This window comes from Bacteroides sp. 3_2_5 (genome assembly GCF_000159855.2).
GTDB lineage: Bacteria > Bacteroidota > Bacteroidia > Bacteroidales > Bacteroidaceae > Bacteroides > Bacteroides fragilis.
Genome location: NZ_JH636045.1, coordinates 228,171 through 240,647, shown reverse-complemented (window position 1 = coordinate 240,647; position 12,477 = coordinate 228,171). Strand labels below are relative to the sequence as shown.

8 protein-coding genes are annotated in these 12,477 nt (G+C 44.9%); 2 read left to right on the top strand and 6 right to left on the bottom strand.

From position 1 onward, the window contains the following. Window positions 1-87 precede the first annotated feature (87 nt). From BSHG_RS03845 to BSHG_RS03870, 6 genes are all read right to left on the bottom strand, one after another. The gene (locus BSHG_RS03845) at window positions 88-2,079 is read right to left on the bottom strand and encodes a glucosamine-6-phosphate deaminase (RefSeq protein WP_005788942.1); all 1,992 of its coding nucleotides are present in this window, start codon (window positions 2,077-2,079) and stop codon (window positions 88-90) included. 279 nt (window positions 2,080-2,358) lie between these two features. Continuing rightward, window positions 2,359-3,525: an N-acetylglucosamine-6-phosphate deacetylase gene (gene nagA, locus BSHG_RS03850; RefSeq protein ID WP_005788940.1), complete on the bottom strand. Its 1,167-nt coding sequence runs from the start codon at window positions 3,523-3,525 to the stop codon at window positions 2,359-2,361. Between the two features lie 137 nt (window positions 3,526-3,662). Next, the gene (locus BSHG_RS03855) at window positions 3,663-4,433 is read right to left on the bottom strand and encodes an amidohydrolase (protein ID WP_008660954.1); all 771 of its coding nucleotides are present in this window, start codon (window positions 4,431-4,433) and stop codon (window positions 3,663-3,665) included. A gap of 6 nt (window positions 4,434-4,439) precedes the next feature. After that, on the bottom strand, window positions 4,440-4,997 hold the full coding sequence (locus tag BSHG_RS03860) for a 1-acyl-sn-glycerol-3-phosphate acyltransferase (protein WP_005788935.1): 558 nt from the start codon (window positions 4,995-4,997) through the stop codon (window positions 4,440-4,442). Window positions 4,998-4,999: 2 nt separating this feature from the next. Next, entirely contained in the window at window positions 5,000-5,269 is a 270-nt protein-coding gene (locus BSHG_RS03865; protein ID WP_005788933.1) for a hypothetical protein, read from the bottom strand. Window positions 5,270-5,517: 248 nt separating this feature from the next. Then, on the bottom strand, window positions 5,518-7,728 hold the full coding sequence (locus BSHG_RS03870; RefSeq protein ID WP_008660947.1) for a patatin-like phospholipase family protein: 2,211 nt from the start codon (window positions 7,726-7,728) through the stop codon (window positions 5,518-5,520). A gap of 318 nt (window positions 7,729-8,046) precedes the next feature. Between BSHG_RS03870 and BSHG_RS03875 the strand changes: the two genes are divergently transcribed. After that, on the top strand, window positions 8,047-9,237 hold the full coding sequence (locus BSHG_RS03875; RefSeq protein WP_005788929.1) for an efflux RND transporter periplasmic adaptor subunit: 1,191 nt from the start codon (window positions 8,047-8,049) through the stop codon (window positions 9,235-9,237). A 93-nt stretch (window positions 9,238-9,330) separates the two neighbouring features. Beyond that, entirely contained in the window at window positions 9,331-12,477 is a 3,147-nt protein-coding gene (locus BSHG_RS03880; RefSeq protein ID WP_008769702.1) for an efflux RND transporter permease subunit, read from the top strand.

Below are 12,477 nucleotides of genomic sequence, written 5' to 3'. Positions count from 1 at the left end.
TTGTATCTTTTCTGTTTAAACAAAAGAAGAGTGAAGAGTTCCAAACTCCTCACTCTTCTTTATTTTTATTTCACTAATTGGCTTTGGTTATAGTGGGATGTATTCTACGAATGCTTCCATTGCTTCGTAAGAAGCCAGTCCCAAGCTGTCGTAAAGAGCGGCAGTACCTCGGTTACGATCCTCGCTACGCTGCCAGAACAAGCGTTCGTCGTTGCCCAGGAATGGAGCACTTTCCATCTGTGACTGATGCTTCAGGATAGAGTTACGTTTTGCACGCAATTCTTCAGGACTGATAGGTACAGCCATTTCGATGTTTTCAATTTCCCATTCGGCCCATGCGCCACGATACATCCAGATACGGCAGTCTTTCAACCATTCGGCTCCTTCTTCCTTTTCAAGGTCTACGGCAGCAAATACGGCATCTGTACATACACGGTGTGTTCCGTGCGGGTCGGCAAGGTCACCGGCTACAAAGATCTGATGAGGCTTCACTTCACGGAGCAGGTTGCGGACAATTTCTACGTCGGCTTCACTGATCGGATTCTTCTGGATTTTACCGGTTTCGTAGAAGGGGAGGTCCAGGAAGTGACAACGTTCCAGCGGAATGTTGTTGTAAGTACAAGCTGTGCGCGCTTCGCCACGGCGGATCAGACCTTTGATGGTCAGGATATCGCGTGTATCCATATCGCCGTCTTTTTTGTCTTTCAGGAATTTACGAATTTCGGCGTACTTTTCACTGATCACCTGATCTTCACTGTTTATAAAGATTTGGTTGAATCCGTTGATGAAATGCATGAAGCGAACTACTTCTTCATCGCCTACGGCAATGTTTCCTGAAGTTTGGTAAGCTACATGGACTTCATGTTTCTGTTCTACCAGACGGCGGATCGTACCACCCATAGAAATCACATCGTCATCGGGATGCGGAGAAAATACGACTACTCGTTTCGGATATGGTTTTGCACGTTCCGGACGATATGTGTCGTCTGCTTTCGGTTTACCACCCGGCCATCCGGTAATGGTGTGCTGCAGGTCGTTGAATATCTTGATATTTACGTTATAAGCAGATCCGAAGAGGGCAAGCAGCTCGCTCAAGCCATTTTCGTTGTAATCTTTATTAGTCAGTTTCAGGATTGGTTTGCCGGTCAATTGGCACAGCCACACGATTGCGCTACGGATCAGTTTGTCATTCCATTCGCAGGAAGTGACCAGCCATGGACGTTGAATGCGTGTCAGGTTGGAAGCTGCTGACAGGTCGATAGCTACATGTGCATTGTTGTGGGTCTGTAAGTAAGATGCCGGAATGGTATCTGTTACGTTACCTTCTACACACTCTTTCACCATGTGGGCTTTTTCTTCACCCCATGCCAACAAATAGATTTTCTTAGCAGCAAGAATTGTGGCTACACCCATCGTAATAGAACTGATAGGAGTGTTGTCGATGGTGCCGAATATCTTGGATGCTTCGTTGCGTGAACCGCTATCCAGCAAAATCAGTCGGGTGGTGGAGTTCAGGCGTGACCCCGGTTCGTTGAAGGCTATATTACCTACACGGCCGATGCCTAGCAGAGCGATATCGATACCGCCGAAGCTTTCGATGCGCTGTTCGTACAGGCGGCAGTATTCAAAGATGGTATCTTTGGCAATCGTACCGTCCGGAGTAAAGATATTCTGTTTATCGATATCTACATGATCGAGGAACATCTCTTTCAACGCATTGAAATTACTGTTGATTGCATCTTGAGACAACGGATAGTATTCGTACATGTTGAATACAATTACGTTACGGAAACTGAGTCCCTCTTCTTTGTGCATGCGAATTAATTCGGCATATACGCTGCGCGGAGAATTTCCACCCGGCAATGCCAGTACGCAGAAACGTCCTGCTTTCTGTTTATCACGAATAACCTGTGCTATTTCGCAAGCGATATGATTTGCACCTTCTTCTACAGATTCATAGATGTCTGTAGGAATTTTCTCTAATCGGGTCAATACCGATCTCTCGAATGCATTCTCTGGTCTGTAATACCTGGGGGAGACCCTGTTGAGAGTAATCTGAGAACTAAGATTTGTCTTCATAAGTTTGTTATTAATTAAGTTTGACTGAGTCTTTGTCGTTATTGGAAACTCTGAACAAATATATATAAAAACAATCAACTATGCGATAAGGTTGACAGGGAAATTAAATTAAAATCTTTTTTTACCTATAAATAGGGAGGAGGGAACGATAAATGATGGGAGATAAACGATGAACGGTTTTGAACAATGAGCGATAAGTAACAGGCGATAAATAATAAACGATTAACGGGCTGCACCGGCACAGCCTGTTAATCGTTATCGCTCAAAAACGTTTATCGTTTAAAACAGAGTATTTGTTTCAGGTACCAACTTACCCATGGCCCATACGGCTCTTACGTTGAGGTCTTCGTCCAGTACCAGAATATCGGCATCCTTACCTTTTTGCAAGGAACCTTTGCGATCATATACCCCCATGATGCGTGCCGGAGTTTCGGAAGCCATGCGAACTGCATCTTCCAGTGGGATCTCTGCTTTCTGCACAACGGTGCGGATCAGGCGGTCCATGGTGGCGACACTTCCCGCCAAAGCAGAATGGTCGGCCAGTTTGCAGACTCCGTCTTCGATAATTACGCGCGGGTCGAAAGCCTCTTTGCTATCACTATCGGCACATGCAAGGGCATCGGTGATCAGACAGGTTCTTTCCACACCTTTTATTTTATATACGAGTCTCAGGATCGTAGGGGGGACATGAATACCGTCGGCTACTACTTCTACTGTCATGTCATCCAACAGATAAATGCTTTCGACTGTACCTTCGTACTTGTACTCTCTGCGTTTGTGGAAGCCGGGCATTGCATTATAGAAGTGGGTTGCATGAGTGTATCCGGCTTCATAAGCTGTACGGATATCTTCAAATTCGGCTTGTGTATGTGCTACGGAAGGCAGTATGCCTTTGGCAGCAATATATTTACCGAATTGCATGGCTCCCGGAAGTTCCGGAGCAGCATCCCAACGCTTGATGCAATGATACTGTTCTACGATCGGAATGTATTCATTCGGATCAGGATTTTTAATGTTTTCCGGAATTTGTCCTCCTGCCATTTTCATGTTCAGGTAATGACCTTCGAGGTGCAGTCCCAGGATAGGGCTGTTTTTCTCTTCCATCAACTTGGTACAGGTTTCTGCAGCTTGTTGAATCATGGGGACTGTAGATGATGACAGTGTGGGGAAGATACTTGTTGTGCCATGTTTCATGTGAGTATGGACCGCTGCCCGGAAAGCATCTTCCGTACATTCCATAAAGTCGCGGCCTCCACCACCATGCACGTGGATTTCTACTCCACCGGGGACTACATACATACCTTTGACGTCAATAAGTTCAGCTCCGATAACGGCCAGATCGCAGTTTGTGACTTCTAAAATCTTATTGTCTCTGATAAGCACGGAACCGTCTTTCATCCATCCTTGGGGGGTGAGTATACGTGCATTAATTAATTGGGTTAACATTCGTGTTATGAGTTAAATTAGGGTTTGTTTTTTGGTACAATAAATTGATTGTCTGGCAAAATTAGATACTTTTTTGCATTTATATACTATAATTCAAGAGATATTTTTAGTAAATACGGAAATTTAGGCTTGGATATTTAGTAAAGGAGAAAGGGGTCTGCATCTTTCCAGCAAGGGAATTTATGACGAAAAGTAGTGAGGGCTTCCAGGCTAAGTTCAATGGTTTGTATTTTTTCTTCCGAATCGGGAGTTCCTGCCAGGTTTTCTCCTTTAGGTCCATATAAAGCGGAATACCCCGGATAACAGAGCCCGTTGCCGTCCTGTCCTATACGGTTCACACCGCATACATAACATTGATTTTCAATGGCACGTGCGCATAATAATGTATTCCATGCCTGAATACGTGGAGTCGGCCAACTGGCTACATATATAAGGAGGTCATATTCATTGTTCACATTCCTGCTCCAGACAGGAAAGCGGAGGTCGTAACATACCTGCAGGCAGATGTTCCAACCGTTGTAGGGAATGATCACTTTCCGGCTGCCTGCCGAAAAATGTTCCGCTTCGTGTCCCATGCGGAAGAGGTGGCGTTTGTCATAGTAAAATTCTTGTCCATCGGGAGTGATCAGGAAAGCCCGGTTATAATAAGAACCTTGTTCTTCACAAATGAAACTCCCGGCCAATGACAAATGAAATTCTATGGCATAATTTTTGAGACTCCGGAGCGTGGAACCGGAAACCGGTTCGGCTAATAGCCGGCTGTTCATGCTGAATCCTGTTGTAAACATCTCCGGTAAAACAACAATCTCCGTTGTTCCGCGAAGAGGTGATAGCTTTTCGCGGAGCAAACGGAGATTTTCCTGTTTATTTTCCCAGATAATATCTGTCTGTACAATCGAGATTTTCATGAATAATCATTCAACGTCTCCAATGGAGAAGTTCTCGGGATGTTTTCCCTTGAAATCTTTGAAATAAAGTTTTATTTCACGCATATCCTTTTCAATGTCTCCGCTGGGCATGATTGCTTTGGTGGAGGTAACTGTTTTCGTATTGTAATCGATTCCGATCAGCACGATAGGGACTTGCGCTTTCAATGCGATGTAGTAGAATCCTTTTTTCCAGTTGGGGTTGCGTTTACGGGTTCCTTCGGGAGTGATTGCAAGATGAAACTTAGGTCTTTTGGCAAAGACCTCTGCCATTTGTTCTACCAGTGAGCTTTTGCGTCCTCGATTTACGGGGATGCCGCCTACGGCCTTGAACAAGATTCCTAAAGGAAAGAAAAACCACTCTTTTTTCATCATGAAACTGGTTTTACGGCCTATCGCTCCATAAAACAGTTTACCGATAAAGAGGTCCATATTCGTTGTATGAGGTGCCGCACAGATTACACATTTATCATAGTTCGGTACCGTTACATTGGTTTTCCACCCCAACAGGTGATAGTAGATAAAGCTATATATTGCTTTCTTCATTCTTAATTCAGTTTCGCGATAGCGTCGATGATTTCATTTACCTTTGCATTGAAGTCCGAACGGAATTTTTTGTAGAATCCTTTCACGTTACCCGGTTCTGTATGACTGATTCGACTGATGAATTCATCTTGCATTTTCATAATTTCCACCATCAACTCGTCAGCTTTCTTTTTGTCGGTACCCGGTATAAACTTACTGTTGATCAGACACTCCGAAAATAATTCACCTGCGATATAATTTACGTTTTTTTTAAGTTCTCTTCTCTTTGCCATTATTCCAAATGTTTTATGTGAGTATATAGAAAATATTTTCGGTAAAGATAATGACTTTCTTTGGTTCTGAGTAATAAATTTGAAATAATTAAATAAATCCGTGCTCTGTCTGTCCGGTTGTCCGGTCGTCTGGGAAGGGGCCGAAATAGGGTGTAGCCATCCGCAAGGCAGAGCTACACCCTATTGTCCGGATGGCTACACCCTTTGCTTCATAAGGCTACACCCTATCGGGATACGGGTTAAGTTTCTTAAAAAGAGAATCCTAAATTTACGTAGAATCCCACGTCTTTGGATTGATTGGAATATCCTAATGAAGCTTCCAACGGACCGAACATACTGTCCAGGCCGTATCCGATACTGCAACCGTAAATCCGGTTACCTTTCAGGATTTTGAAAAAATTGTCATCACTCAAGGCGAAATTTCCGACCAACGTGATATAATGTTTGCTACCCATGCGTTGGCGTAGTTTCAAGGAAGCCACGGCAACGGAATTGTGAGTTAGTTCTATATTGTAAATTCCTGCAAACGGGAGTTGTTGAGGAAGGTAACGGCCGAATACATCGCCTCCTAACGCATTTTCATAAGCATAAGGGATCTCTTGGCCGATCAATACCCTGCCGTAAAGTGCCGGGATCAATGTCAGGCGGTTACTTATGGAGAATACACTTTCCCAGGAAGCACTGAGTGTAGAGAAGGGGGCATGTCCGTTATATCGGGCAAAGTTGTCTGTGTACAGCGAATAAGCTCCGGAGAAGTTACTTCCCTTAGATGGAAAATACCCTTTGTCGAAAGTGTTGTAACGTAATTGTGCAAAATAGCTGATGAAATATTCGGAATTGACATTCATCGTAAATTCCGGTTTCTTGAAGAGGAAATCTTTGTATTTGAAATACTCGATTCGTGCTCCGAACCCAAACCGAAAGTTTTTATACCATACATCCGAAAATCCAAACTCACCGGAATGATATTTGTAAGTAGTGTTATAGGTACGGTCACCATGATCGTAAATGTTGATGTCATTGTATTGGAACATGTACGAAAAGTTGACGTTTCGTTGTTGCATCGGCTCCAATGTATAGTCTACCCGTGCCATGTATCGTTTGCCCAATCGCCCGGTGACGGAGACTTTGGAGGGAATATGAGTCTTTAACTGTGCCGTAGCGTTTATTAATAATGAAGCTATCTCTTCCGAGTCGAACCGGATGCCTACATTAATCGTTTTCTCGTACTTTTTCTCTAGCAGGAAGTTTAGTTTGTAACCTTCGGGAGTATCGGTCAGTGTATAACTGGCATTTGAGTAAGACTGGTTTCCACGCAGGATGAACAGTGCCTGCTCAATCTGACGCATGCTGATTCTGCTGTTTTCTTGCAGTTTACATTTCTTCATTAACCATTTCTTATCGTTTTCTTCTACATCGGAGAAGGTGATTTCTTTCACATGCAGGGTCCGGTCCTTTGAGAACATGGTATAAGGGCCGTGCGATTGGGGTACGAACGTGTCTGCAATGCCGATTTTCTTTTTGAGAGCGAGCAGAGAAGCCCATTGCTTGCGGGCTGCTACTTCTCCCCGGTGCATCAGGGAGTCGATGGCTGCGGGAGTAAAACTGGCCGAGGAATATCCTTCTACATTTACCTTTATATAAGTATCGGTCAGGCCGACATTGCTTTGATGGTTGTTTTTAGTTGTCAGGTCGATGATTTGAGAGAGTATGTCCGGAGCGCTGTTTAGTTTGTCGATTCCTTTCAGATTGTTTTGTACATCTACCCCGATGATGATATCCGCACCCATCGATCTGGCCACATCTACAGGGTAGTTGTTGATCATGCCGCCGTCAATCAGGATCATACTATCCTTCCGTACCGGGGTGAATACTCCCGGAATAGCCATACTGGCCCGCATAGCTGTGGCAAGTATTCCATTGTGGAACACAATCTGTTCGCCATTTACGATATTTTGTGAAACGCAGGCAAAGGGGATGGGAAGTTTGTTGAAATCTACGGAATCGTGATATCCCACTGTCAGTTCCGTAAAAAGATTGGCCAGATTTTGTCCTTTTATGATGCCACCTGAAACTGCATCTTTGGGACTTTTGGTAAACGGAAACGAAAAAACATATTTTTCTGACTTTTCACGTTCATTGAGTGACATGGCGCTACGTTTCACCCGGTCGCTCAGTAAGAACATCCAGTCCTGTTTGCGCACCATGCTGTCCAATTGCTGAGGAGTATATCCGATAGAGTATAATCCGCCGATAATGGATCCCATACTGGTACCTACTATATAATCGATCGGAATGCCGGCTTCTTCTATGACTTTCAGTGCCTGGATATGTGCTACCCCTTTTGCACCTCCTCCACTGAGTACCACTCCGACTTTTTTACGTTCTTGTGCCAGAGCGGGGAGTGCCAGAAAAAGTACCGGTAACAGAACTAATATCAATGACAAATGTTTTTTCATTATAGTGTTATTATGAATGTTACTACAAATTTATACTATTATTTGATAAATAAGTAGCGAATGCCATTAAAAGTGAAAGTTATGGAACTTATGCAGAAAAGAATTATCTTTGCGGCCCTTTTGTGGAATTATTCTACACTAATGGGCATAATTCCACACTTTTAACGAATGGCAACTAAGTTCGGTAAATCATTAAAATTGCCTTTGTAAGACGTATGGAGGCGCTTTTAGTTGAAAAGATCGGTTCAGGTATAATTTGGTATCTGATTTGTAAAGTAGCTAATAAAGGATAAGTTAATTTTAATAATACAAACAAGCATGAGACTGTTTTTTACGAGAAAAGAGCTAAAACTGAGGAGAAAAAGAACAATTGCAGGCATCGTCTGTTTGGCTTTGGTGGCAGGCATTTACTGGATTCTGACACGACCACATAAAGTAGAGCCGGAAGTGCCGACTGTAATTGTAGAGCCCGCAGAAAGGGATAATGTAGAGATTTTCGGTGAGTATGTGGGGCGCATACGTGCACAACAATTTGTGGAAGTGCGGGCCCGTGTGGAGGGGTATCTGGAAAGTATGCTCTTTGCCGAGGGAACGTATGTGAATAAAAATCAGGTGCTTTTTGTGATCAATCAGGATCAATATCGTGCAAAGGCAGATAAAGCACGGGCACAACTGAAAAAAGATGAAGCACAGGCATTGAAAGCAAAGCGGGATTTGGAGCGTATCAAGCCTTTGTATGCCCAGAATGCGGCCAGCCAGTTAGATCTGGACAATGCGGAGGCGGCCTATGAAAGTGCGGTGGCAACCGTTGCCATGAGTGAGGCGGACCTGGCGCAGGCAGAGTTGGAGTTGGGTTATACATTGGTCCGTTCGCCGTTGTCTGGACACATCAGCGAACGTAATGTGGATTTGGGGACACTGGTGGGACCGGGTGGAAAATCGCTTTTGGCTACAGTTGTGAAGAGTGATACGGTGCTGGTGGACTTCAGCATGACTGCTCTGGATTACCTGAAGAGCAAAGAACGTAATATTAATATCGGTCAGCAGGACTCTTCCCGTTCCTGGCAGCCGAACATCACCATTACCTTAGCGGATAATACGGTATACCCTTATAAAGGATATGTGGATTTTGCCGAACCTCAGGTAGATCCGCAGACCGGTACTTTTTCGGTAAGAGCGGAGATGCCGAACCCGAAACAGGTATTGCTTCCGGGACAGTTTACGAAGGTAAAGCTGCTCTTGGATGTACGTGAAGGAGCCATCGTTGTACCGCATAAAGCAGTGACTATCGAGAAAGGCGGAGCATATATTTATGTGATGCGCAGAGATTCTACGGCAGAGAAACGGTTCATTGAGTTGGGACCTGAATTTGGTAATAAACTCGTTGTGGAGAGAGGTCTGGGTGCAGGTGAAGAAGTGGTGGTGGAAGGGTATCACAAGCTGACACCGGGAATGAAAGTGAGAGCTACCTTGCCCCAGCCGTCAGCTGAGAATAAAGAGACTGAGTGACTCCCTTTTCCTGAGATAGATAAAAACGTATAATTTAAAAGAAACTCTTCCTCCCTCTCGTTGGGAGAGGGGCGGGGTGAGACCTTACTGAATATGAAAGTTAGTTTTTTTATAGATAGACCTGTTTTCTCGATCGTTATCTCGATACTGATAGTCATCATCGGCATCATCGGACTGACCATGTTGCCTGTCGACCAGTATCCGCAGATCACTCCTCCGGTAGTGAAGATCAGTGCCTCTTATCCGGGAGCCAGTGCGCTTACGGTTTCGCAGGCTGTAGCAACTCCCATCGAACAGGAGATTAACGGAACACCGGGTATGCTTTATATGGAGTCGAACAGTTCCAATTCCGGAGGCTTCTCGGCAACGGTTACTTTTGATGTTTCTGCCGATCCGGACTTGGCCGCTGTAGAAATTCAGAACCGGGTGAAGCTGGCGGAAAGCCGTTTGCCGGCTGAAGTTATTCAAAACGGAATTTCAGTTGAAAAGCAGGCGCCCAGCCAGTTGATGACCCTTACATTGATGTCGTCCGATCCGAAATTTGACGAAATCTATTTGAGTAATTTTGCGACGATTAATGTACTTGATGTAATCCGCCGTATTCCGGGAGTAGGACGTGTGTCGAATATCGGTAGCCGTTATTATGCCATGCAAATCTGGGCAGAACCGGATAAATTGGCTAACTTCGGGCTGACTGTGCAGGATTTGCAGAATGCTTTGAAGGATCAGAATCGTGAATCGGCTGCCGGTGTACTTGGGCAGCAACCGGTGAAGGGGCTCGATGTGACAATCCCTATCACTACGCAGGGACGTCTTTCTACTGTAGAACAATTCGAAAATATTGTGATTCGTGCCAATACAAATGGCTCTATCATTCGTCTGCGCGATGTGGCACGAGTTTCACTGGAAGCCTCATCATATAGTACAGAGAGTGGCATCAATGGTAAGAATGCTGCCGTTCTGGGAATTTATATGCTTCCGGGCGCTAACGCAATGGAAGTAGCGAAAAGTGTAAAAGAGGCGATGGATGAAATCAGTAAAAACTTCCCTGAAGGGCTGAGCTATGAGGTTCCGTTCGATATGACGACTTATATTTCCGAGTCTATTCATGAAGTTTATAAGACCTTGTTTGAAGCATTGATCCTGGTAGTACTCGTCGTTTATCTTTCTTTGCAGAGTTGGCGGGCTACGTTGATTCCGATTGTTGCCGTTCCTATTTCACTGATCGGCACATTTGGTTTCATGCTGATTTTCGGTTTCTCGCTGAACATATTGACATTGCTCGGGTTGATTCTTGCCATCGGTATTGTGGTGGATGATGCTATTGTAGTGGTGGAAAATGTAGAGCGTATTATGGAGGAAGAGAAGTTGCCGCCGTATGAAGCTACCAAGAAAGCTATGAATGGATTGGCAGGTGCGTTGATTGCTACCTCGCTGGTACTTTGTGCCGTATTTGTGCCGGTGAGCTTCCTCAGCGGAATTACGGGCCAACTTTACCGCCAGTTTACTATTACCATCGCTGTATCCGTACTGATTTCGACTGTTGTGGCGCTGACTCTGAGTCCGGTCATGTGTTCGCTGATTCTGAAACCGGACAATGGCAAAAAGAAGAACATTGTTTTCCGTAAAATCAACCATTGGTTGAACGTGGGCAATCATAAATATGTAATCGCTATCCGTAGGGTAATCGGTAATCCGCGTCGTGTATTGGCCGGTTTCGGAGTGGTGCTTATTGGTATTTTGTTGATTCACCGGCTGATTCCGACAAGTTTCCTTCCGGTGGAAGACCAAGGATACTTCAAGATAGAGTTGGAATTGCCAGAAGGTGCTACGCTGGAACGTACCCGGGAGGTGACGGATCGTGCCATCACTTATCTGGAAAAGAATCCGTATATAGCCTATGTACAGAATGTTACCGGAAGCAGTCCCCGTGTAGGTAGCAATCAGGCTCGTAGTGAATTGACTGTTATCTTGAAGCCATGGGAAGACCGCAAGGATACGTCAATTGATGAGATTATGTCAAACGTCCGTCACGACCTGAGTGAGTATCCGGAGTGTAAAGTCTATCTTTCTACTCCTCCTGTTATTCCCGGTTTGGGAACCTCGGGTGGTTTTGAGATGCAACTGGAGGCTCGTGGCGAGGCTACTTTCGAAAATTTGGTGCAGGCGGCGGATACGCTGATGTATTATGCCTCTCAGCGCAAAGAGTTGACGGGACTTTCTTCTTCACTTCAGTCGGATATTCCACAGCTTTATTTCGATGTGGACCGTGATAAAGTGAAGATGCTAGGTGTGCCTTTGGCGGATGTTTTTTCAACAATGAAAGCTTATACCGGTTCGGTTTATGTAAATGACTTCAATATGTTCAACCGTATCTATAAGGTATACATTCAGGCTGAGGCACCCTATCGGGAACATAAGGACAATATTAACTTGTTCTTCGTGAAGGCTTCCAACGGGGCTATGATTCCGCTGACTTCTTTGGGAAACGCATCATATACTACGGGTCCCGGCAGCATTAAACGTTTCAATATGTTTACTACTGCTGTATTCCGCGGTGAGGCGGCACAGGGGTATAGTTCCGGACAGGCTATGGAGATTATGGAGCAGATTGCCCGGTATCATTTGCCCGATAATATCGGACTGGAGTGGAGTGGGCTTTCCTATCAGGAGAAAAAGGCGGGAGGACAGACCGGATTGGTATTGGCGCTGGTGTTCCTATTTGTATTCCTTTTCCTGGCAGCACAGTACGAAAGTTGGACGGTACCGATTGCTGTGTTACTCTCTTTGCCGGTGGCTGCCTTGGGGGCTTATCTGGGAGTATGGGTTTGCGGATTGGAAAACGATGTATATTTCCAGATCGGACTGGTGATGCTTGTCGGGTTGGCAGCAAAAAATGCCATCCTGATTGTAGAGTTTGCCAAAGTGCAGGTAGACCGTGGAGGTGATTTAATACAGTCTGCCATCCATGCCGCCCAATTGCGTTTTCGCCCCATCTTGATGACTTCCCTCGCCTTTGTGCTGGGTATGCTTCCGATGGTGCTGGCAACCGGTCCCGGTTCGGCAAGCCGTGCCGCTATTGGTACAGGAGTCTTTTTCGGAATGATCTTTGCCATTGTAGTGGGCATTATTCTGGTTCCATTCTTCTTTGTGCTGGTTTATAAGACAAAGGCAAAACTAAAAAATGTACCGAATGTGAACGTGAAATTACCGTTCAAGTCTAAAAAGAAAACTGATTGA

Coding starts and splice junctions, on each gene's coding strand:
- BSHG_RS03845 (WP_005788942.1), bottom strand. CDS start 2,079: ATGAAGACAAATCTTAGTTCTCAGATTACTCTCAACAGGGTCTCCCCC.
- nagA (WP_005788940.1), bottom strand. CDS start 3,525: ATGTTAACCCAATTAATTAATGCACGTATACTCACCCCCCAAGGATGG.
- BSHG_RS03855 (WP_008660954.1), bottom strand. CDS start 4,433: ATGAAAATCTCGATTGTACAGACAGATATTATCTGGGAAAATAAACAG.
- BSHG_RS03860 (WP_005788935.1), bottom strand. CDS start 4,997: ATGAAGAAAGCAATATATAGCTTTATCTACTATCACCTGTTGGGGTGG.
- BSHG_RS03865 (WP_005788933.1), bottom strand. CDS start 5,269: ATGGCAAAGAGAAGAGAACTTAAAAAAAACGTAAATTATATCGCAGGT.
- BSHG_RS03870 (WP_008660947.1), bottom strand. CDS start 7,728: ATGAAAAAACATTTGTCATTGATATTAGTTCTGTTACCGGTACTTTTT.
- BSHG_RS03875 (WP_005788929.1), top strand. CDS start 8,047: ATGAGACTGTTTTTTACGAGAAAAGAGCTAAAACTGAGGAGAAAAAGA.
- BSHG_RS03880 (WP_008769702.1), top strand. CDS start 9,331: ATGAAAGTTAGTTTTTTTATAGATAGACCTGTTTTCTCGATCGTTATC.